A 20,986-nucleotide genomic window follows, 5' to 3' on the forward strand; every position below is an offset into this window, starting at 1 on the left:
GCTCTTTTAAAATTTGTGTTTTCAAAATTTATCTGCCTTCTTAAGTTTGAATTCTCTTCTTATAAGCAGAGCTATAACTACAACACACATGTTAATTAGAAAAACGTCTAATGGCATTTAATAAAAAAGACTCTACTTAATTAATAGCAAGATTATTGATTTAAGAGTCAAAAATGATTATTAATGTTTATTGGCTTAATAAAACGAATTTAAAAATTCAATTTATGCTTTAATATCTCAGTTATTTTAACTATTAAATGGCTTATTCAGAAACAAGAATAGTAATAGGTGGTCTAACCCATGTACCTGTTCTTATTTTTATAGCCAATTTTATTAAAGGTAAGTTTGGAATTAAAACTGAAGAGGTAAAAGAAACTGTAGTTATAGAAGAGGCAGTAAAAATTATTGAGGTAAAAGATACTGTAGTTAAAGGAGGAAAAGGAGAAGCTATAAAAGAACTCTCAAAAAAACTGGATAGTATTGAACAGAAGGCTGGTGAGGTTTATGAAAAAGTAAAGAAGAAAAAAAAAGATAAGAAGAAGAAAAAAAAGAAAGATTAACTAAGTTGTAATCCTATCAAGCATCAATACATCTTGTGCTTGTATCGTATCTCTCTTATCCTCATCTTCAAGATCTTTATAGGATTCAATTTCAGCTTGAATTTTTCTCTTATAAACTCCTTTGATATAGTCAATTTCTCTTCTCTCTTTATTTAAGATTGAAAATGGTGATCTTTTTAAGTTCATAACTTTCTCCTAATAAATAAGTTTTAATCAACTCCAGTTCTTATCAGATTCAATAAAACAATCCAATGTTTGCTGATTCTTGATTTCTTCCTCTAGAAGTTCTGCTTCTGATCTTTCTTCAATCTCAGATTTATAATCTTCTTTTAGTGTGTGTTTGGTAGACATTTACTCATGACGACTACCTTAATGTTCTAACTAGTTAGGGAGGCCATCCGACTAATAAATATGTACGGTTTGAGGAACTTCCTTATACGGATAAAGGATCAACAATTGAACTTGAATATGGTTAAAATGCTTTAAGTTTGATAAAGGTAATAATACAGATATTTGGATGTAGAATTATATTTAGCGTAATTTTTTATTGCCTTTACTGTAATGGGATAATTTCATTGATTGACAGTCCATCTAACATAGAGGGATAAAACCCTCTTTTTTTATGTTTTTTTGATGGGAGAAGAAGCTTATCAAATAAAAGATTACTTTCATGATGAGGCAGTAGCTTTTGCTGGAGCGATGCATCCCAAAGGTAGCCTGGCTCACAATTCAGATGAGATGTATTCATCTGACCGATATAAGTTAGAGAGTTGGAACCCTGGAGATACAATTCCAGTGGCAACTTTTTTTCATGAAAAGTACTCCCCAAAAAAAGCATATTTTCATGTCGCATCTTTTACAGAAACACAATGGAAAGAATCTCATATGGAAGTTTATTCACTCTTTTCTATCTGGTGGAATAAAGAATGGAGTCACTGGGAAAAAATACCTGAGTACTGTTGTTCCGTAATATCTGAAAAACCTCAACCACCTTTACATAAAGAAGCGGCAAATTGGATGCTGAATAGAATGACCACCAAAGGCTCTGGTTTCGCAGAGGTAGATTATTTTATAGAAGGCAAATTAGAAATAATAATTTGAATATTTCTCACCTACTTCTACTTTTCTTTTAAGTATTTTTTTTTATTTGATATCAGAACTAAAATAAGAGTCATGAAACATTCTTTTTTTAGTTTAATTTTTAATTAATGGGGAAAGAAACTTATCGAATAGAAGAATATTGGCATGATGAGGTAACCGCTTTTGGTACGGCGTTCGGCATTTTAGGCGAGAGAGAAACACCAAAAGAAGATTTCTGTGAGTCAACTGACTTTAATAATCTAGAGAGTTCCTTACCTCCAAATACCATTAAAGTTGCAACTTTTGTGTACAAAGAATACTCCACAAAAAAAATAAATTTTTATGTTTGCTCATTCCCGGAACCACATCCACATTATTCATATTCTCTCTTCTCAATAATGTGGAGTAGAGATAATCTCTGGGAATTAAATCCTTGGTACTGTTGTTCTGTAAAATCTGAACTACCTCAACCATGTTTACATAAAGAAGCAGCAAGTTGGATGTTTAAAGAAATGACTACTAACGGTTGTGCTATTGCTCCATTAGAAGTCTTCAAAAATGGAAAACTTGAGATATTAATTTGAATATAAACCCTTTTATAGCAATGGTTATGGTTTATACATTGCGGATTGTTACTGATAAATTGTCAGGTTTTGCCGGCTTGTTTTACAGAAAGTAATAATTAGGATTTCAAGTTTGAATCTTTTTGCTAATTTTTTAGCAGTACTTGGTTTCTAGCAATTAAACCCTGGTGTTTCGCCTGGGTAGCAGTAAAGTCACTCAAACGGCATCGGATACCAATGTCTCTCAGCAAAGAATAGGCCAAAGGCCCTTTTTCTTAGGCACTGGGACGACTACAGGTAGTCATGCCACGATAAAGGGCCTTTGGCCTATTCTTCGCCTACAGTGATCGGCACCAATCTCTGAAGGATAGTAGAAATCAGGTACAACCTATTTCCCAAAAAAATGAAGAACTTTAATAATTCAAAGATAATATTTGCTGCTTCTCTTATCTCTACTAATGATCAAAGCGCAGGCGGTTACCACTATCATCTTGATACAACCATAAATATATTAGTAGTTAACGATATTGTTGAGAAAGAGAATAGTTTGGAAAGATCAGATGATTTGTTTTTTAGCGTTTATCACAAAGATTATTATGCTGAAAAAAAACTAATTTATCTTTATTCAGGTCCTGCTAAATCAAATAATAAGAAAGTGTCTGATTCTTTTTCTCTCATAAGTAATGATTTTAAGAGTCTTCAAAATGTGCCTTTACTTTTAAACGCTATTAAAGATGTTATTAACTCCAATGAAAAAGGTGTTTATTTAGATAAAGAAAAAGACGATACAAGAGATTCGGTTCCATTTCTTGCAAGGATTGATTCATTATCAAAGACATCATCTATTGTCAGGTTTACTAAGGGATTAGATTCAATAAATGATAAAGATGAAAATAATGAATTTAATCTAATATCTGCTCAAAAATTAAGTGACAAGATCAAAGATTCAAAAGTGCTAGATAAAAATGATATTGAACTTGTAAAAATATTATTAACTAAAACCCCACTTACTTTTGGATATTGGGGTGCTTTTAAAGCACTGATGAAGAAATTCGATCCTGAACGTTTGCCAATTGAATTTGGAAAAGCTTTAGCACGATTATCTGTTCATCCAGGAGCTAAATCGCATGATTCATATCATTACCCCAACTTTAATTTTGAGAATTTGATCTGGCTAAAAGAATTTATCCCTCTCCCAAATAAAAGAACCATTGATTATGTGTCGAGACGTATGCGAAGAGAATTAAAAAAAATAGGAGAAACTAAACCAGAATTATATACTTCAGTTGTATCCACAATGCTCATTGAATTTGACTCATGGGATTCAAAAATTACAAATAAATCTTTTATTCCTGCTTATGTATTGTCAGGAAAATATCTTGAGCTTGATGGTTATAGAAAAAGTAGAGTCGTTTATTTACCTCTTTTTCAGCAAAGGCGTTCTGACCCTCATCCAGAGGCATGGAATAAAAATATCTCTAAAGTTATAGATATTTTTAATAACGTTAGAAATTCTTCCGAGATATTTAATTTTAGTTATCAAATATTGAAAGATAATAATCAAATAATTCCAGATCTCACGAAGAATAATGTTTTATTGGCCTTATCTTCTAATTTTGATGAACTTGTATTAATTGCCCTTAAAACAATTCCAAAGTTTTTCAAGGATGTATTCAATCAAATATCTGAAGATAATTGGCTGATGTTCTTTGAAAAAAGTGATATGAAATCATTTGGGATTTTTATTGATGAGGTGCGTTGTGTTGGGACTGGAATGGGAAACATCTATCTTTTTAATGCTCTAGAAAAATATTTTTCTACATATTTCAAAGATAATATTGAGCGAGCAGCTCCTCTTGCTGGAATGTATTTAAGATTTCTTCCTAGATATGTATATAGTGCCCAAAAATTCAGAAAAGTATTAGAACTTGTCACTTCCTTTTATTCTTTTAGTAAATCTTCAGATCTATGGAGAATTTTATTAGATAACATTCCCTTCAAGGATTTGTTGGAATTTTATTTTGAAATAATTCAAAATAAGAATTTTGTTGAAGGTAATTTGGAAATAATAGAGGAAGTAATTCTTGGTAAATGTAAATCAAATCAAAGTTATCTTTATGGCTATGGCTATGGCTATGGCTATGGCTATGGTTACCACGATATTTTTATAGAGAGCATATTAAAATGTCTTATTGCTGGCGAGAAAAAAGTTGAGGAGTTTGGTTGGTTATTATTAAACAAATATCAAGATTCTTCAGATTTAGATCAAAGAAAAATTCAAATAGAAAGAATTTTCCAGTGGTTGAAAGATACACATTTAGATCCAATAAAAATTCAAATAGAGCCTATTATTCAATGGTTGAAGAACACACATCCATCTTCATATTTTTTGGGAGAAAAATGGGAGATTCGCAGAATTGATCTAATAGGTATTCTTCTTGAAAAATATCCTTATTTAAGCGACGAAAAAATTGTAGATATTCTGACTGATAATGGATGGTCTCTTACATCATCAGGAAAGTTATATTTTCTCATGCAAAATGCAAGCCCAATGAAATCTCGAATAGTTTGGAATGCACTGGCAAATGATAATTCTAATGAAATTAAAGATCTTGTTCTGATAGATAAATCTTTTCTTAAAGTGGTTGGTGATTCAATTGATATTGATGATCTTTCAAAAAGTGGAAATATCCAAAATGAAGTTTTAAAAAAATATATTGAAAACAACCCATCAAGAATAAAAAATGATATTTCTTTTGGTTTAGCTCTAGCAGCAGTTCCTAATCCAGAATTGCAGGATATTGCAATCGCTCAACTCGTAAAAATAAATGCCTTGCAATCTAAATGGCTTTTACTTGCCGAGATTGGATTACCTAAACCAATTCTCGCAGCCCGTAAATTTATAGAATCTTTATCTGATACAGAAGAATTGAGTACTTGTATTCTTGCTTCTATTGATAGTTCAGTTTTTACAGTAAGAGATATGGGATTGGAATTATTGGATAAAAATTCAGAAAAAATTAATAATGAAAAATTACTTGCTTCATTATCAACCTCTGATGATCAGAAAGTTCAGGCAAGGGTAGCTGAAGAGCTGCTCATAAGAGGAAGTGATAATAAAGTTTTTGAAGATTTTGATAATAGAGTACTAATAACAAGAAGAAGAAATCGTAAGGCAAAGGAAAAAATTAAGGATCGACTTAATTCTGATTCAAGGATACAAAATAAAGGAATACTTGCTCCAAAAAGAATGGAGGCATTATTGAATTTAGCCAAAGGTAAAAATATTAGAGATCGAGAATGGGCTCTGAATCGAATAGCTTCTCTCAGTATGAAAGGGGTCAGATTTGATGGAATTAAAATAGAAAAGACTAATACAAGGAGAAATAAATGACTACATTTAATGGAAATTTTACAAGATCAATTTCAGGATCTTCTACTGAAGACAGTTCTGTAACCTTTGGGGTTGATGTAGATCAATCACCTGTTTATCTAAATGTTGATGTTATTCCAAGTTATGCATTTGCTCGATTAATGCTTGTTTTAGGAAACGTAGTAAGAATGCAAGATGCAGGAATTGAAAAGGATCATTCTGCTTATCAAGCATGGGTGAGGGGAGAATATTTAAAAGAATTAAATGACGAAATTAAAGAGAAAAAAGCTAAATTACCAGCTTTACTAGAAAAGAAAAATAAAATTACAAAGCTATTAAAATCGATTAAAGAAAAGGGTGAAAAGTACGATTCAAAGAATTTTATTAAGGAAAGAAATAAATTTTGGCAATGGCTTTATACCCATAATCGTGCAGCATGGATTGTTCTTGACCCTATCGTAAGCGTCCAGCCTGATGCAACATTTTTTGAAGCATTTTCATTGGATGAATCTACATATGCGCGGGTATCGCTTCCCCATTCGGCAACAAAATCTAATAGAGAACCATCATGTGGAACTACGAATATAGATTTCAGTGTCTCGCTTGAAAGGGAACTTGCAAGGACTAGAAACTATAGACCTTTACATCTGACTGTGGGATCAGATTCAGTTGGAGTCGAAACAGGAGTTTCTTCTACTGTCGAGAAGAAAATAGATCTCCCAGAATCATGGGTAAGAGGGTTGGTTGAGGTACAGGCTGCTTTATCTTTAGCACCAGTTGAGCTGACTTTATCTTCTTCTTATCTTGCTGATATTCTTGCAAGATTAGAATCTGAAAGAGAAAGGGAAGGTCCACGAGCATTAGTATTTAATCTGACACCTGGAGAAAAGCCTGAAATAGAAATACAACCTTGGGGTGAAATTTATAAAGTTTCTGACAAAATTTATACTGGTGAAGATAATCGAAAAATTAAAGTCTGGGGAAGACGCAGACTTCGTGTTTTGAGTAATTTATTATCTATTGTTCCAGAATTGAAGGTCAGATTAATAGATTCGGGAATGCCATCTTTCTGGAGTATTGAGATAGAAGGTGTAGTCCTAACAATTGGTATATCTGGATGGACTTCACAAGATTGGGCAGGTAGAGCAAGGTTTTCAGCTATTACTCCTGGCTCTGATTTATCTCCAAATATCATTGAGAATGCATCGACTCTTCTTAAGGAAAAGAATGCATTATCTGTCGAAGAATTAGCGAATAAAATTAATCAGAGCCCTGGAGATTGTCGTCGAATTCTTCAGAGTTTATGTATTAAGGGATTAGCAATGTTCGATCCTGAAAATGGAAAATATCGTTGGCGGGCTCTTTTCCCATCTCTAAATCTTGAAAGTCAATCAGAAGCAGGACTTGAAGAAAGAAAAGGTTTAGAAATATTCAAGACAAAAAATATCCAAGTTATTTCAGACCAGATAACAACCAAAGGGCGTGAACTTAAAGGTCTCGTAAAGTTAGATGAGAAAATAAATAAACCCTCCATTATCAAAGATTTGGATGGTCGAGTAATTAATGCTCAATGTGACTGTTCTCATTTTCGTTTTCATAAATTAAGACAAGGACCATGTAGGCATATTGTTTCATTAAGCTTGGAGGGAGGCGGGTAAGATGTCAGAACAAGTTGCGAATCAAAGTAATTCTTTGAATAATCAATGGAAAAAAAGATTAAAAGAGCTAGGACAGGGAGCATTTGAATTTGAAGAAATGATCCGCTTAGGTTTCATTGATCTGGATGATATTAAAGGTGTTGATAAAAAAATGACGATTGAGGAATCTAAAGAAGTTTTTGAAGAGTTAGCCAAAATTAATTCAGAATTATTAGAAGTTGATAAAGAGATAGATTCCATTAATCAGATAGAGGAACTTCTCGCAGAAATAAGATCTAGAAGAATAAAAAGAGTAAAGGAGGTTGCCAAAGAAAAGAAAATTAAGAAGCAAGAAGAAAAGATTAAACGGTCGAAAGAAATTAAAAAAAGGAAAATTAATTCCCCAACATTTTTGGGGAGAGGAGTCTCAAATAGACTTACTTTTATAACAGATAAAAAGGTAGATTTTAAATCCAATAAAATTCCAGAACTTACTTCTTTTCTTGATGTGGCCAATGCTTTAGAAGTAACTCCATCCAAATTGCAATGGCTTATTTATGAAAGAGTTGCAAGCAATATTGATCATTATTTAAGATATGAGATACCAAAAAAATCAGGAGGTAAAAGATTAATTTCCAGTCCAAAGAAAGATATGAAAAAAGCTCAGAAATGGATCTTGGAAAATATTTTAATTCACCTTGATGTTGATAAAGCAGCTATGGCTTTTCAAAAAGGTTTATCAATTATTGATAATGCATCCTTACATGTCAAATCAAAAATTGTAGTTCGTATAGATATAAAAGACTTTTTCCCCACTATCACTTTTCCCCGTGTAAGAGGTTTTTTCGAATCTTTAGGTTATAACCCAGGGGTTGCAACTGTGTTTGCCTTGATTTGTACAGATAGTCCTAAAGTTATTCTTAAGCAGGAAGCTATAGATGGTGAGAAAAACAATAAAGATTATCCTCAATTTATAGTTATTAGTGAGAGGTCACTACCTCAAGGTGCGTGCACTTCACCATCATTGGCTAATCTTATTTGCAGAAAAATTGACTCACGTCTTAATGGATATTCTTCAAAATCTGGATGGAAATATTCTAGATATGCAGATGATTTAATTTTTTCTACTACCTCTGAAGATAGTTATCCTCATAGATTAATAAAATCAATTTCATCGATAATTTCAGAAGAAGGATTTAAGGTAAATCAATCAAAAACAAGATTGATGCGCGCACCTAATCGACAAACTGTTACTGGTTTAGTTGTTAATAATGAAGTTACTCTAAGTAGAAGAGATTTAAAACGAATGCGTGCATTTTTTCATCAATGTTCCTCTAAAGGTTTAGATTTCATGAGTGAGAAAATTGGTAAAGATGCATTATCTGTAGCGCGTGGATATATCTCATACGTCGAAATGGTTTCACCTACAGTTGCAGAAAAATTTCGTTCAACTAATTCCTGGGTAAAATAATTAAAATACATGTCTAAAAAATTCCCAATATTATTTCCCGATCTGCTTGCTCATTTTGAATTAATTAAAGGTTCTAGTGATGATCCAGATGAAACTGATTATGAATGGAATGAAGGGAATTTAAATTTCAAAGTTAAAGAATATTCCCCTGATGACTATATTCCCTCTGAATACAATGTTTTGAATTATAAAAATAAATTCTATAGATGTGCATTTGATGGTCACGTAATCGATGGGTATTTATCAGAACAACTTTTTGATGAATATGAAGATACTTACTTTGATGAAGAAGATACTTGTGCAGGGGAATGGATAAAGATTTATAAAAATTCAAGCAGGGAAGATATTCCTGAAGGCTCTTATTTATTTGAAATTCCTTCTATAGAAGAAATTCTTGACGGTGGGAAAAAAGAAAAAAATGAATATATATCAGAAGATCATGAAATTGTTACTGAATGGGTTGATGAGATAGATGAAGAGGATTTCAAAAATATTCTTTATGGTGTTTACGGATTTGGAAGAGAGGTTTTATTTGATGATGGATTTGTTATCCAAAATAGATATAACGGTTAGAAATTATTATTACCATCTAAGTACGATTCGTAGGCATATCCTTTATCAGAGCCTTAATGCGTTTGAGTAAATTCTTCCTGTTCTTCGACAGAATCAATTAACCAATTATAATAAAGACTCTCATCGTAAACTTTGTTTACTAGAAATAACAATGCTCTTGAATATTCCTTACCATCTAGGTCATCTATAAATTCAAATATCAATTCACTTTTTTTATGCATATCTTCAGGTTCTTCATTTTCAATTTCTCTATACTTTTCTTGATAAAATTTAGATACATATTCATCCCATATTTCAGGCAAACCTAAATCGCCTGTATCATGATCATATAAAACTCTTTCAATCCAAGTCATTCCTAAATCATCTGGCCACAAGTCGTCCCATACATAAGAAATTTTTTCATCATCATTCAGGGATTGAAACTCTTCATCAGTCCTTACCCTGACTTCATCAGATCCTATTTTAAAGATAAACATTTTTATTATCCCTTAATAATCTGCATAAACATGAAAATCTCCAAGTTTTAAAGTGTCATAACGATCGTAATATACACATTCAAAATCTTCCTCAAATAAATATGAATTAATATTTGCTTCTTTGTTCACATATTCATCATCAACCTTTATACATATTAAGCAATTAGAACTTTGAAAATATCTTCCTCCTTTATCATCTTGAAAAGAACTTTCATCAATCATCGGCAAAATGTATAAAAAACTAGAACCATCTGATTTCTTTTTTAACCCGCATAAATAAAAATCTTGAGAATCATTATCTTTTTTAGATTTATAAATTTCTAATTTTTTATTTTCATTATCATTTAAATCTTCTATATATATAGGCAAACCTAAATCTTCATCAACGTCATCAAATGATTTAAATCTTTCAAGAGCTTTCAGTTCATCTACTAAATTTTTATCTGCTATTGGAAGACATTTAGATAAATCACCAATAAGATATTTTCCTTTACTTAATTTCCCAATCTTTTGAGCAGATGGAAAAAGATGATCCTTGATTTCTTTACCATTATTTTTTGCAGTCTCTAATGCATTTCTATGTTCTTGTAAAAATTCATCAAGGTTTGCTATTTCTTCACCATTTTGATTAAGTGCAATATATCCATATTCTTTGATGTTTTCATACTTTGGAAGAATATCTGATTTAATTTTTTTGAGCAATTCATCTCCTACAAGTTTTTTGTTTTTTGAATAATCAATTTTATATTCAGGAAAATCTTTTGGTAATTGTCTTCCATTTGGATATTCATTTTTGCATGATCTCTCCCAACACTTTTTAAAAATTTTTAGGATCATATTTATATCAAGTTCGGACTTAAATTCCTCATAGCTTTTATAAGGGCAACTATATGTATCACCTATATAAAAAAGCCATGTTTCATCATCACCCTCTAATGGGTCGGCAACAGCTTCTTGATATCTGGTTTCTAAATAATCTAGGACTCCTTCATTAGTGCTGACCCAATCAAATAGAGAAGAAAATTCTTCATCTAAAAAAGTTTCATCTACTCCATAAGCATCAGGATCGGAATCATTTAGAAAAATTGAGATTGCTGAATATGTCGCAGATGAAATTTTTTTTTCATGAAAATATGTACAAATTTCACTTTCATATGCATTCAAATGAATATAGAAAGCGTTAATGGAAACTGGTTTCATTTTTAAAAATATCTAGTCAGATTAATCCGGTTCTAATTAAAAAAATCATTTAATCTTTTTTATATTTAAGCTGAGAAATTACTGCTGCAGTTTCATCTAGATCAGGACGCTTTCCTTTATAAATAGGTTGAAAAAGTGCTCCATCTTTAATGGCATAAAGATAATCCACTTCAATTAATTCTCCTGGATTTGGAATATCTTGATTAGCAGGAATCGTACACTTGCCGACAGATATCCAATTGCCATTATCATTTATTTCAATTGATACAGAACGCTTTCCTTCTGAAATAGAAGTGACTCTCAGAGTGGCACTTTCTACAAATTTAAGTTTCAGTGCGTTCCCTCCGGAACTTGGTCTACCTTCGTTGTATGTGGCATCTCCATTTTTAAAAACTACACCTTCTTCATTGTTAGATTTTGCGCTTTCTACAAAAGCTTTCACTTTTTCTAAGCTATCTGCAAAGGTTGGGGAATCAACTTTTAAAGCATTATCAAGTTTTTTTGATTTGATTTCTTCTCCAAGTTTCCCAAGATGAGAAACACGATCGCCGAATAAATTTTCTTTGGCATCTACTCCTTTGAACTTGAGAACATCAAAGATAACTAAATGATCCCCCATGTCTTCAGTATCTATTTCAGTATCTATAAACCCTCCGTCTTTAAGTTTTTCCAGTGCATCCTGAATAGGTTTCTGCAAACCTACTCGCAAACCTTTACGGTTAGATGCAATGATTTCTGAGGAAGTAATACTTGCTCCCCGACGTTCTCCATCATGTTTTGTCTGCATAAAAACTTTCGGAAAATCATTGAAAACTTCTTCAAGGTTTTCATAATTTATCGAGTTTAGTAATTGAGGCTTAAAGTCTGTAGATTCTCCAGCTTTTTCTGTTTCTGCATATTCAATGCCACTATCTTCAGGTGCATAACCCTTTGAAGTTTTTGATAGTACTAACTTGTCGTATATTTTTTTTGCATCTTCGTAAGGAACTGGAGTTTTTGTCTTTGTTCCACTCTGTAGAGGTTTGCCTCGTCGCCCATATTGAAAGGTTACATTGAATCCGCCATCAACTTCTTTAAGTTCTGCCTGATAAACTTTGTCTGATGACCCATCCGTAAATGATAAAGATATTTTTTCGTTACTCATAATCAAAGCCTAAATTTAAGAAAATTTTTTCTGTAAAAATACAAATAAATATTTTTAAAATTAAATCATTAAAATAAAATTTAATCTTCTTTTATAACTTTATGTAAATCAAGATTTTGAATCGTAGTTAGAAACTTTACATGAATTAATAAATAATTTTTTGAAATTTAATTATTTTTAAATTGGTTATTTATAAATTAATTTTGATAAAAGTTTTTCTATAGATAATCTATATATATAAGATTCTTTCTGAATTAAAAAATCATGATAGATCTGAAAAGAAATAGTAAAAAAGAACCTGTAAAAGCTACTGGATTAAGAGCGCGAGCATCTTCGTCTTACTCTCCTAATCAGAAAGATGATTTCAAAATAAGTAGAGGAAGGTTTTCTAATTTTTTAACCTGTAAAAGATGTTTTTACTTGGATAGAGTAAAAGGTTTAGACCCACCAGGAACGCCGGGATGGACTTTAAATGAAACTACTGATTTACTCTTAAAAAAAGAATTTGATTATTGCAGAGAAAGACAAATTCCACATAGATTATTTATCGATAATGATTTAAGTCATCTAGTTCCTTTTGATCATCCTGAGATGGATGATTGGCGTAATTCTCTCCATAAAGGATTGATGCTTCGCCATAAGGATACAAATATCATCTTGACAGGAGGGGTTGATGATATTTGGCAGCATAAGATTACTAAGGAATTAATAGTTGTTGATTACAAGTCACAGGCAAAACTTGGGAGAGTAGATAAACGAGATTATCTTGATGATCCCTATCATGAAGGCTATAAAATCCAAATGGATTTCTATGCCTATCTTCTTAAGGGGATGGGATTTGATGTTCATAAAACATCCTATTTTTTAGTTTGCAATGCAAAAAGAGATGATGAAGAATTTAATAAAAGAATGAATTTTGACGAATATTTAGTCCCTTATAATTGGAATATTGATTGGATTGAGGAAGAAATAGATTCAATGGTTTCTTTGATGAATAATGACCAGATTCCGGAACCAAATCTATCCTGTAAAAATTGTGCTTATTCCGAGCAATATGCCAAGTTAGTTTGTAATCCTGTGAAAGATGATAGTGAAGAGATTCAGGGGAATCTGTTTTAGCCAACTTTTTGCCAATGCTTTAGCTGGAATGCGATAATTTTATTGATTGACAGTTGATCTACAATAAGGAGCAATTAGCTCCTTTTTTTATGTCAATTGAAACAACTGTTTTGGATTTCAAATTAAGCAATACTTTTGAAGAATATGAGGCTCATATGAATGCTCCTGAACAACAGGCGATGTTTAAAGAGATGGGAGTAAAAACTTTTTATATTGGCAAATCATTAGAAGACCCCAAAAGAGCGACAGTTATGTTTCAAGGTCCAGTAAATACTTGTTACGACATCTTTGTTAACCCAGAAACTAAACCAATAGTTGAAGCATCGGGTCATATTTATGAAGGGACAATAATTAACCGCTGGATTTCTGAATAATTTTGAAACGCCTACTGCTACCACTTCTGGCTGCCTTGGCATTACCTAATTATCTTAATGCCAATGAAAAAGTTTCATCTGAAATGAGTGAAATTGAAGCTAATAAAATACTTCTTGGTCAAGTTCTTTCTGTCTGCTATGCAGTAGATAGAAATCACATAACCATGAAACAAAAAATAGATATGCTGGGATTTGCTCTAAACCTCCACGAACGTGATCATGGAAATAAAAAAACCTTACAAGAAGATCAAATGAATGCTGTTGGGAAAGTCCTGGATATCTTCCCAGATTGTTTCCCTGAAGTAAAAAAAAATAAATGAAACGCTTATTTTTCCTGCCGCTTTTATTGGGTTTTATTTCTCCAGTAATGGCTAAAGAAATTTGTACTCTTACAAGTGAAGTAGAAAAAGATGTAACTATAACTTTGAAATATACTGGTTCAGCTGGTGGTATAGGATCTCTAAATTATAAAAATAAACCTTCATTAGGTTTCTATGTAGGTATCTGGAATGGATATGGAGGTCAGTATTACACTGCAAGATCATATTCACCTGAATTGTTAAACGAAGAAAAAACCTTTCAGGAAAGAACAAAAAATACAACAGAAATAGGTACAGGACATTTTATGAATTTTGTTGGCAATCAACTAGCACGAGCGACTTCAAAAGAAGATAGGAAATCTGGAAAATTTAGAGCATTGATGCCGCAACTTTCTCAAAATTATTACTACTCAATTCCGTTTACAGAGAAGGGACAATATGGAAGACAGAAATTATCAAAAGAAATGAAAACAATTATTGATGCAGCAGAGGGATTTTTTGTTGATACAGGTGGATGTAGAAAGTTTTTTCCTTATGGATGGGATTAAATTAGAGGATCTTTTTAAAATATTAATTGATGACTATATCATTATTTTTTTTAGAAAAAGAATTTGTATTATGTAATATGTTTTTAATTTTTTTAATTAAATGTTAGTTATGGAGAATATCTTAATCAGCAGAATAATCATCTTATAAATTCATACTTGTGTTGTGACAATCGAAAAAAAGAACAATACAAAAGGACATCTTCAAAATTTCTTTTATAGTAGATTTAGGACAAAACCTGACTGTCGATAAACCCTCTCATATCTTTTGAGAACAGGCGAATATAAATTTAATATTTCTAAAATTCACTATCTTTTTTTCAAATTATTCAAGGTGTTTTTTAATGCCTTTGGAATTCATCTATTTTGATGTTAATTTCCTTAAGGATAATTTTTCAGATAAAAATTACTCACTTTTAAATATTTTAAAATCATCATGGATAAGAAAAAAATCAGTTCCAATCCCCGCAGGTTTAAGTCAATACGACAAAAGACCAGCTTTAGATTTCCGCATATCGTAAATGAAGAAAAGATGGAAGTCTGGGTTTATATTGCCTCAGGATTCCCAACTACATTAGCAGTTCCGCATTTAATGAAAATTCATTATCCGGGTTACAAAAGTTGCTTATGTAATAGAGAAACTTTTATTAGTATTGGCGGCAGATTGTAAATTTAGAGTTATTCAAAAACAAAAATTTCAAGCAAAAACTACTTTAAAAAACTATGAAAAAAGTAATTATTCAATGGCAGGATCAATTTGGAAATTGGCAGCACTACACCACGATGCATCATCAACCATCTGCATATAAGACTGCTCAAAATAGAGCCTCTAGACAAAATAGGAGATATAGATTAGTGGATGATGGTGGACATTTATTAGATCTAATTAACCCTTGAAATCATGAAAGCTTTAATTTATTTCTTTATTTTTTTTAATATTTCCTCTGTAAATGCCCTTACATGGGCTGAGTTTTGGGAACCATTTGTTGAAAGTGCACAGAACTATTCAAGAATAAGAAACAGGACTGAAACCTGTTATAAAGTAGTCCGTTATGAGGAGTATGTTCCTGGAAATGAATGGTCTTCTGGATTTGTTAGGCATAAGACGGAAAAACACTCAATTCATTGTCCATATTAAATATGATTCAAGCCATCTAAATTGAAATGAGAAAAATACTATTAACTATTTTTTCTGCAGCTTTTGTTTTTATTGGTCCTATAAATGCATGCCCATTAGAGGAGGAGGACAAGAATAAAATGCTTAATGAATTATGCACTATGGACGATGGAGATTGGTCGAGCAACAGACTTAACGAGATGATTATTTTGTTTAAGTTTGGGAAATTACCTCCTGAGAAGAGTAATAAAGGTAATCAAATACTTGCAGGTTTAACTTGCAGTTTTAGAAATTATAAAAATTGAATTATCTATTTTAATTAAAAGCTTTTTCAATTGATTGAGGGTCTATGGAACAGGCATTACTTCCAAAACCATTTAAATCATAACAAGCATCGCCAAAAAAATAACCGCAGCCATCTTGGAGGCCATCTCCTCCATTCTCATCCAACCATTCCTCAAAAAGTTCCTCATTGAATGCATAAATATTATCTTCTTTATCCATCCAATTGTTTATTACCTCTTTTGGACCTTCTAGTATGAAACTTGCTTGTAAATATTTGAAAAGAGGTATCTTGATTCCATCAATTTCTTCAATATATGGATTTAATACAGAGACATTTTTTACTTCTATAAATTCAAAACCCTCATCCTCAAAAGGAGAAATGCTGTCAATATTAAATTCAGCATCTAAATTCTGATTTACTAAATTTAATGCTTCTTTTTCATTTCCCTCTTCAATAAAACCTATCAGTTCCTCATAGCAATCCAGCTCGGTTATCGTCTCAATATCATCTTCTTCGATAGGAAAACCTCCTTCAAGATATCCATCAACTTGAAATTTGATTCTGTCCATTTTGATTAAAATTTTTTAAATCATACATCGAAAATAATCTTTTTTTCAATTCTGAGGAAAATTAAAAAATATCGTAAAAATTTTTAAATTTATTTTTCTAATCGAGCATCATCAGTCTGCAAAGTCTATTAACCTTTTCAGCTTCATCTACAGTATTAATCAATCCTGTCGCAAGGTTGGGGGATCCAACAATTATAGATAAACATTGTGCCCTGCTTATAGCAACATTTAGTCTGTTAGGCTCTAATAAAAAGTCAATACCTCTAGGCGCATTATCTCCCGAACTTGCAGTTAATGAATGTATAGCGATTGGAGCTTCCTGCCCTTGAAAGCGATCAACTGTTCCAACTCTGGCCTTGCCCTTTAATCTCTGTTCTAAAAGATTTACTTGAACGTTATATGGAGCAGTTACCAAGATATGTTTAGCTTTAATTTCACCAGTTATATTTTTATCAAATTGTGCATACTCAAAACTTCCACCTAAAAGAGAATCAATTATTTGCTCTATTAAGTTTATTTCTTCAAAACTTTTAACACTGCAGCCATAATGTTCAATTTTTTTAAAGATAATTCCTTTATTTGGATAAGAATCTTCAGACTTACATGATAACGGTTTCCCCCACTTTATTGAGTTAATCTTGTTTGATTGACAGCCTATTAATTTTTGATCATAAAAAAGTTCAGAAACAATATTTGTTAATGAAGGTTCCATACGCCAACTTGTATTTAAAAATATACCCTTATCTTTTGGCACAACATTTGCATCTTTAATTAAATATTCAAGACAGGATTTTCCTGACTCTCCAGGATGATCAGCTTTAGTTGGTTGTGAAAGTTGCTGTTGATCCCCTACTAAAATAATTGTTTTTGCACATTGAGCCATTACGAGAAGATTCGCAAGGGACATCTGTCCTGCCTCATCAATAATTAGAAAATCAAAAGCTTTTTTCATTTCCTCTCTCGAGAAAACCCAAGTAGTTCCGCCAACGACTCTTTCTTTAAGCGTTAAAGATTTTGGAGATAAGAGCAAAATATCTTTTTCTGAAAGCTCTTGATCTTTTTTATTACTTGTTGCTTTTATGATCTCAATTTCGAGGTCTTGATCTTGGCAAACAATTTTTGTCTTTATAAGTAAATTATTAATCGCCTGATTACTATTGGAGCTTATTGCTATGTTTTTATCAAGTTTTAGAAGTTCGGTTACTAATTTCGCCGTAACTGAAGACTTTCCAGTCCCTGGAGGCCCTTGTATCGCAAGTGTTATTCCTGATTCTTTTTCTAAAAATTCAGCTAAAGATTTTGGGATATCAGTCCCATTTTTATAGATTTTTTGATTTAAATCAACCAAACCTTTTACAGAATTGCATTCCAAAAAGTTACTTAATGCAGCTGGTAATTTTTTATTTCCATCGATCCATGAATTAGCTTGCTTTTCAAGGCGATCTCGTAATGGTTTTGAAATATCTACGGGTCTTTTAATTAAAGTACAGGAAGATTTTGGAATCCCTTCTGATTCTCCTTCCTCAATTCTTTTTTCTAGTTTATTCTTAGGATATTTAAGAGTTATTTCACCATTGTCATTATCAATCGCAACTGCATCAATTCTTAAATTGGTTGAGGCAATTTCCAATGTTAGCCTCGAATTATTATCACAGTAAAGTTTAAGTTGTTGTTCTGGATTGAATTTGAATGAATGATAGTAAGCACTAGTTCTTGCAGATTTTTTCTCCTCACATTTTTGCCAGATAGCATCTTCTATTACCTCGCTATCTTCTAGTAATTCATCAGAGTCAAGGCGCGCAATTTCTTTACGTTCAAAATAATTCCACCAATCTATTTTATTTTCCCTGTGATGAAAGGCTAAAAGATGACTTAATAAAAGTTGTGCCCGGAAACTTAATCCTCTTTTACCTGTTTTATTTTCCCAAAAAGTTTCATCATTTAATTCTTTTGATTTCAGTGTTTTATATTCTTCAGGTAACTCGTCCAATAACTTTTGCGATAAAGATTCCAGTGGCTTGATTTCTTGAGATAGTTCATCTTCTTTCTCCTCTTCATGAGATTCAAAAGTTAGACCTTCCGCTTTCTTAAGATTAATAAGCCAATTCTGGAGACGTTCAGTAGATTCACAATCTTCTCTATTGTAGTCTTCAATTATCTGAAGCCTTGGACTGCCTGTTGGAGATTTGCCTGGAATTTCTGGTTCACCGGAGTTCGCCCATATCCTATATGCCACCACTGAATCGCCTGCCGTTTTGACATCTGCATCACGTTTATCCATATAAAGCTTCTCAACTTTTTTTATTGAATAACTATCTTCTCCTAAAATAATTGTACTGGTCACAATAGGTAAAAGATCAACTAATAAATTTGAGCGGAGCCATTTATCTATTACCGCCTCTTTAGTTGAGTATTGCTGAGCTATTCGTCTGATGGCACTTTTTTCATAACTACCGTAATGGTAAATTTTTAAATTTGGATATTTTTCTAACCTTTTTTCAACCCAATCAACCCAACCTTCAAAAGCTTTTTTTTCTTCTAGGGCATTATGAGCCCACCATGATTTATAAGTAGTTCGAATACTATCTTTTTCTTTAAAACAAATCCCAATAAGATATTCCAGTTTGCTTCCAAGAACCGGATCCTGAATACCCTCCAAATCAAACCATATGTCACCTTCATCAGGTTTAGTTAATAGCATCAATCCTTTATCTTTTTCGATTTTTTTTAAAATATAATTTGGTCTTCCATCCGTACCCTTTGGAGAAACTTGTAATTGAGCTTGTTGTTTTAGATCATTCAATATTTCTGTTCTTAATCCTTTTACTTTTGAACCATCTTTTAATAGTGCTAAATCATCAATGCTATTAATACCTGCTTCTTTAAGTTTCAGACGCTGAGTTTGGCGCATTTTTGCCACCATCATCAAATCTCGTGATTTAGCAAGTCTCTCATCAATAAAGGCTGTCCAATCGCCATGATCTCCGGGAATGTCAGTAGGTTCTTTGTCAGGATCAAAATGATTTTGGAAATCTCTAAAACGATCCCTTAAATGCAAATACCAATACCAAAATTTATCAGTTTGAAATTCCTTGAAATTTTCTCCTCCCAAATAAAGTTTAAAATTGTTTGGTTTGCTCCCAATTATTGGGGTTAGTAATTCACAGTAACAACATGCTTGCACTAGAAATGTTGTTTTTGTCTTAGAGGAAAGTTTGCATTCAATTGGCTGATATGTCCAGTCACCAAAAGGTGAAGATCCTTTTATCTTTTCTAATAAATCTGCAGTTCCTCTCATCTCTTTATTATTTAGAGATGCTTGCCATATAAAGTCGTAGCCTTCCGCCATCGCGTCTATTGATGATTGATAGTCAATTTCAGTTTGTTTGCCCCCAAGTTCAGCAATTCTGTAACCTTTCTTTTTCAGATTTGCAATCAGTAATTCTTCATGTCGTATACCATCTTTTAAAAGTTGATTTTCGAGCTCATTTCTTTCCGGGAGTCTATCTTTAAAAAGTCCTTGCACCCTTAACTCATTCCACCAAGCACCAACCACCGGACTCCTGCTGAAAAGTGAAAGTTGCGAAGGTGTTATTTTTTTTCTTTTCATTTCATTTAAAAAATGTTAACTTTTTTTAATATCTAATTCGGTTGCTAACATTTTTGTCTAGATCTATTGATCGATTTTACGATATTAGAAGATCTTGTAAAAGTACTGTTCGTTGCATTTTTAAAATATCCAAATAGCTTTTTAATTGATTTTTGGTTAAATTAAATCCTTATTTTTACCTCCTAATAGTTCTCTTTGAAGTTGGTGTAGTTGTCGAACAGTTTTAGTGTTAAATGCTTTTTGCAATGCTTCTTCGCTATTGCCACCATGTTTCCAAACTTTGTTTCTTAATCTTGCTGCCTGTTGGCTCTGAATTACAAAATCTCCTTGAATCCATTCACTTCCATTGAAATAAGATGAGTCATCTATTGGCGGCATTATCTCTGCATCTTCTCTCATATAAACTTCTAAACTGCACCTCTTTTTACTGCATACATATTTTGGCTCTGGGCAATGATATATATTGCCATCTTTATGGTCTAAAACTTCTACAAAAGGAGGTAGACAACATCCTCTACAGTCATATCTTCCAGTATTATCCCAAACCTTTTGAGTTGGCATACCATAAATTACTATTAAAAATTTCCTATTACCGCACTCTGGGCAAACAGCTGGTTTGCCGCATCTGATTATTCTTTTTGGCTTATCTCTTTTCCCCATCACATGAAATCGTTCAACATGCGATTCCAGTCAACGACCCCACCATCTTTTTTAGTCTCTTGATCTAACTTTCGTAATTCTTTTCTTACTTCTTGCATTTCTTTAGAATATTTGTGGTCATTCTTTGCGTAAGGATCACTAGTGTAGTTACCAATAGTTTCTCTAGTAAATAGTTCCATAGTTTTCCTGATCAAGATTATCTATTTTAATTTTTTTGTTTAGTTCTAAATAACTTTTCTCATAATACAAATATACTTCTTGCGCACCATTATTTCGTTTGGCAATATTAGTAACCGACTCTTAAATTGG

General features: G+C 32.1%; 25 protein-coding genes. 16 read left to right on the forward strand and 9 right to left on the reverse strand.

Translation table 11 applies throughout. From position 1 onward, the window contains the following. Positions 1-257 precede the first annotated feature (257 nt). The gene (locus tag HA141_RS01960; protein WP_209116470.1) at positions 258-560 is read left to right on the forward strand and encodes a hypothetical protein; all 303 of its coding nucleotides are present in this window, start codon (positions 258-260) and stop codon (positions 558-560) included. Here the strand turns inward: HA141_RS01960 and HA141_RS01965 are convergent, their stop codons facing one another. Together HA141_RS01965 and HA141_RS01970 are read right to left on the reverse strand one after the other, a co-directional pair. After that, a complete protein-coding gene (locus HA141_RS01965; protein WP_209116471.1) occupies positions 561-746 on the reverse strand; it encodes a hypothetical protein in 186 nt (61 codons plus the stop codon). A gap of 27 nt (positions 747-773) precedes the next feature. After that, complete coding sequence (locus HA141_RS01970; protein WP_209116472.1) at positions 774-911, reverse strand: hypothetical protein; 138 nt, start codon at positions 909-911, stop codon at positions 774-776. Positions 912-1,193: 282 nt separating this feature from the next. Between HA141_RS01970 and HA141_RS01975 the strand changes: the two genes are divergently transcribed. The 6 genes from HA141_RS01975 to HA141_RS02000 all read left to right on the forward strand — a co-directional run bounded on the left by HA141_RS01975 (position 1,194) and on the right by HA141_RS02000 (position 9,257). After that, positions 1,194-1,661 carry a hypothetical protein gene (locus HA141_RS01975; RefSeq protein WP_209116473.1) on the forward strand — a complete coding sequence of 156 codons (468 nt, stop codon included), beginning with the start codon at positions 1,194-1,196 and terminating at the stop codon, positions 1,659-1,661. Positions 1,662-1,768: 107 nt separating this feature from the next. Next, positions 1,769-2,224 (forward strand): hypothetical protein, encoded by a 456-nt coding sequence (locus HA141_RS01980; RefSeq protein WP_209116474.1) that lies wholly within the window; start codon positions 1,769-1,771, stop codon positions 2,222-2,224. 382 nt (positions 2,225-2,606) lie between these two features. Continuing rightward, a complete protein-coding gene (locus HA141_RS01985) occupies positions 2,607-5,597 on the forward strand; it encodes a hypothetical protein (RefSeq protein WP_209116475.1) in 2,991 nt (996 codons plus the stop codon). Further along, positions 5,594-7,234, forward strand: a complete 1,641-nt coding sequence (locus HA141_RS01990; RefSeq protein ID WP_209116476.1) for an SWIM zinc finger family protein — start codon at positions 5,594-5,596, stop codon at positions 7,232-7,234. Before HA141_RS01985 ends, HA141_RS01990 begins: the two co-directional genes overlap by 4 nt. Position 7,235: 1 nt before the next feature. Next, positions 7,236-8,684: a reverse transcriptase family protein gene (locus tag HA141_RS01995; RefSeq protein ID WP_209116477.1), complete on the forward strand. Its 1,449-nt coding sequence runs from the start codon at positions 7,236-7,238 to the stop codon at positions 8,682-8,684. Positions 8,685-8,693: 9 nt separating this feature from the next. Beyond that, positions 8,694-9,257 carry a hypothetical protein gene (locus HA141_RS02000; protein WP_209116478.1) on the forward strand — a complete coding sequence of 188 codons (564 nt, stop codon included), beginning with the start codon at positions 8,694-8,696 and terminating at the stop codon, positions 9,255-9,257. 53 nt (positions 9,258-9,310) lie between these two features. On the opposite strand, the gene HA141_RS02005 is transcribed toward HA141_RS02000, so the two are convergent. From HA141_RS02005 to HA141_RS02015, 3 genes are read right to left on the reverse strand one after another with little or no spacing between them, the layout of a single operon-like run. Then, positions 9,311-9,733: a hypothetical protein gene (locus HA141_RS02005; protein WP_209116479.1), complete on the reverse strand. Its 423-nt coding sequence runs from the start codon at positions 9,731-9,733 to the stop codon at positions 9,311-9,313. 12 nt (positions 9,734-9,745) lie between these two features. Beyond that, positions 9,746-10,933: a hypothetical protein gene (locus tag HA141_RS02010; protein ID WP_209116480.1), complete on the reverse strand. Its 1,188-nt coding sequence runs from the start codon at positions 10,931-10,933 to the stop codon at positions 9,746-9,748. 49 nt (positions 10,934-10,982) lie between these two features. Then, a complete protein-coding gene (locus HA141_RS02015) occupies positions 10,983-12,077 on the reverse strand; it encodes a WGR domain-containing protein (protein ID WP_209116481.1) in 1,095 nt (364 codons plus the stop codon). A 264-nt stretch (positions 12,078-12,341) separates the two neighbouring features. On the opposite strand from HA141_RS02015, the gene HA141_RS02020 reads away from it, so the two are divergent. From HA141_RS02020 to HA141_RS02060, 9 genes are all read left to right on the forward strand, one after another. After that, complete coding sequence (locus tag HA141_RS02020) at positions 12,342-13,196, forward strand: PD-(D/E)XK nuclease family protein (protein ID WP_209116482.1); 855 nt, start codon at positions 12,342-12,344, stop codon at positions 13,194-13,196. A gap of 89 nt (positions 13,197-13,285) precedes the next feature. Next, positions 13,286-13,570, forward strand: coding sequence for a DUF3764 family protein (locus HA141_RS02025; protein ID WP_002805225.1), 285 nt, complete (start codon positions 13,286-13,288; stop codon positions 13,568-13,570). A gap of 2 nt (positions 13,571-13,572) precedes the next feature. Continuing rightward, on the forward strand, positions 13,573-13,890 hold the full coding sequence (locus HA141_RS02030) for a hypothetical protein (RefSeq protein WP_209116483.1): 318 nt from the start codon (positions 13,573-13,575) through the stop codon (positions 13,888-13,890). Then, a complete protein-coding gene (locus HA141_RS02035; protein ID WP_209116484.1) occupies positions 13,887-14,438 on the forward strand; it encodes a hypothetical protein in 552 nt (183 codons plus the stop codon). The genes HA141_RS02030 and HA141_RS02035 overlap by 4 nt, the downstream gene beginning before the upstream one ends. Positions 14,439-14,779: 341 nt before the next feature. Then, positions 14,780-14,956, forward strand: coding sequence for a hypothetical protein (locus HA141_RS02040; RefSeq protein WP_209116485.1), 177 nt, complete (start codon positions 14,780-14,782; stop codon positions 14,954-14,956). Between the two features lie 11 nt (positions 14,957-14,967). After that, on the forward strand, positions 14,968-15,105 hold the full coding sequence (locus HA141_RS02045; RefSeq protein ID WP_158508083.1) for a hypothetical protein: 138 nt from the start codon (positions 14,968-14,970) through the stop codon (positions 15,103-15,105). 53 nt (positions 15,106-15,158) lie between these two features. Further along, positions 15,159-15,332, forward strand: coding sequence for a hypothetical protein (locus HA141_RS02050; RefSeq protein ID WP_209116486.1), 174 nt, complete (start codon positions 15,159-15,161; stop codon positions 15,330-15,332). Between the two features lie 4 nt (positions 15,333-15,336). Continuing rightward, positions 15,337-15,573 (forward strand): hypothetical protein, encoded by a 237-nt coding sequence (locus HA141_RS02055; protein WP_041484345.1) that lies wholly within the window; start codon positions 15,337-15,339, stop codon positions 15,571-15,573. A 26-nt stretch (positions 15,574-15,599) separates the two neighbouring features. Beyond that, on the forward strand, positions 15,600-15,857 hold the full coding sequence (locus HA141_RS02060; RefSeq protein ID WP_012007204.1) for a hypothetical protein: 258 nt from the start codon (positions 15,600-15,602) through the stop codon (positions 15,855-15,857). A 10-nt stretch (positions 15,858-15,867) separates the two neighbouring features. Here the strand turns inward: HA141_RS02060 and HA141_RS02065 are convergent, their stop codons facing one another. The 4 genes from HA141_RS02065 to HA141_RS02080 form a co-directional block, all read right to left on the reverse strand. After that, positions 15,868-16,407: a hypothetical protein gene (locus HA141_RS02065; RefSeq protein WP_209116487.1), complete on the reverse strand. Its 540-nt coding sequence runs from the start codon at positions 16,405-16,407 to the stop codon at positions 15,868-15,870. A gap of 97 nt (positions 16,408-16,504) precedes the next feature. Further along, on the reverse strand, positions 16,505-20,017 hold the full coding sequence (locus HA141_RS02070; RefSeq protein WP_209116488.1) for a TM0106 family RecB-like putative nuclease: 3,513 nt from the start codon (positions 20,015-20,017) through the stop codon (positions 16,505-16,507). 156 nt (positions 20,018-20,173) lie between these two features. Continuing rightward, positions 20,174-20,677 (reverse strand): hypothetical protein, encoded by a 504-nt coding sequence (locus HA141_RS02075; RefSeq protein WP_209116489.1) that lies wholly within the window; start codon positions 20,675-20,677, stop codon positions 20,174-20,176. Then, positions 20,677-20,871 carry a hypothetical protein gene (locus tag HA141_RS02080; protein WP_373921799.1) on the reverse strand — a complete coding sequence of 65 codons (195 nt, stop codon included), beginning with the start codon at positions 20,869-20,871 and terminating at the stop codon, positions 20,677-20,679. Before HA141_RS02080 ends, HA141_RS02075 begins: the two co-directional genes overlap by 1 nt. Between the last annotated feature and the right edge of the window lie 115 nt (positions 20,872-20,986).

This window comes from Prochlorococcus marinus XMU1402 (genome assembly GCF_017696205.1).
GTDB classification, from domain to species: Bacteria; Cyanobacteriota; Cyanobacteriia; order PCC-6307; family Cyanobiaceae; genus Prochlorococcus_A; species Prochlorococcus_A marinus_AC.

Coding starts and splice junctions, on each gene's coding strand:
- HA141_RS01960 (WP_209116470.1), top strand. CDS start 258: ATGGCTTATTCAGAAACAAGAATAGTAATAGGTGGTCTAACCCATGTA.
- HA141_RS01965 (WP_209116471.1), bottom strand. CDS start 746: ATGAACTTAAAAAGATCACCATTTTCAATCTTAAATAAAGAGAGAAGA.
- HA141_RS01970 (WP_209116472.1), bottom strand. CDS start 911: ATGTCTACCAAACACACACTAAAAGAAGATTATAAATCTGAGATTGAA.
- HA141_RS01975 (WP_209116473.1), top strand. CDS start 1,194: ATGGGAGAAGAAGCTTATCAAATAAAAGATTACTTTCATGATGAGGCA.
- HA141_RS01980 (WP_209116474.1), top strand. CDS start 1,769: ATGGGGAAAGAAACTTATCGAATAGAAGAATATTGGCATGATGAGGTA.
- HA141_RS01985 (WP_209116475.1), top strand. CDS start 2,607: ATGAAGAACTTTAATAATTCAAAGATAATATTTGCTGCTTCTCTTATC.
- HA141_RS01990 (WP_209116476.1), top strand. CDS start 5,594: ATGACTACATTTAATGGAAATTTTACAAGATCAATTTCAGGATCTTCT.
- HA141_RS01995 (WP_209116477.1), top strand. CDS start 7,236: ATGTCAGAACAAGTTGCGAATCAAAGTAATTCTTTGAATAATCAATGG.
- HA141_RS02000 (WP_209116478.1), top strand. CDS start 8,694: ATGTCTAAAAAATTCCCAATATTATTTCCCGATCTGCTTGCTCATTTT.
- HA141_RS02005 (WP_209116479.1), bottom strand. CDS start 9,733: ATGTTTATCTTTAAAATAGGATCTGATGAAGTCAGGGTAAGGACTGAT.
- HA141_RS02010 (WP_209116480.1), bottom strand. CDS start 10,933: ATGAAACCAGTTTCCATTAACGCTTTCTATATTCATTTGAATGCATAT.
- HA141_RS02015 (WP_209116481.1), bottom strand. CDS start 12,077: ATGAGTAACGAAAAAATATCTTTATCATTTACGGATGGGTCATCAGAC.
- HA141_RS02020 (WP_209116482.1), top strand. CDS start 12,342: ATGATAGATCTGAAAAGAAATAGTAAAAAAGAACCTGTAAAAGCTACT.
- HA141_RS02025 (WP_002805225.1), top strand. CDS start 13,286: ATGTCAATTGAAACAACTGTTTTGGATTTCAAATTAAGCAATACTTTT.
- HA141_RS02035 (WP_209116484.1), top strand. CDS start 13,887: ATGAAACGCTTATTTTTCCTGCCGCTTTTATTGGGTTTTATTTCTCCA.
- HA141_RS02040 (WP_209116485.1), top strand. CDS start 14,780: ATGCCTTTGGAATTCATCTATTTTGATGTTAATTTCCTTAAGGATAAT.
- HA141_RS02045 (WP_158508083.1), top strand. CDS start 14,968: ATGGAAGTCTGGGTTTATATTGCCTCAGGATTCCCAACTACATTAGCA.
- HA141_RS02050 (WP_209116486.1), top strand. CDS start 15,159: ATGAAAAAAGTAATTATTCAATGGCAGGATCAATTTGGAAATTGGCAG.
- HA141_RS02055 (WP_041484345.1), top strand. CDS start 15,337: ATGAAAGCTTTAATTTATTTCTTTATTTTTTTTAATATTTCCTCTGTA.
- HA141_RS02060 (WP_012007204.1), top strand. CDS start 15,600: ATGAGAAAAATACTATTAACTATTTTTTCTGCAGCTTTTGTTTTTATT.
- HA141_RS02065 (WP_209116487.1), bottom strand. CDS start 16,407: ATGGACAGAATCAAATTTCAAGTTGATGGATATCTTGAAGGAGGTTTT.
- HA141_RS02070 (WP_209116488.1), bottom strand. CDS start 20,017: ATGAAAAGAAAAAAAATAACACCTTCGCAACTTTCACTTTTCAGCAGG.
- HA141_RS02075 (WP_209116489.1), bottom strand. CDS start 20,677: ATGGGGAAAAGAGATAAGCCAAAAAGAATAATCAGATGCGGCAAACCA.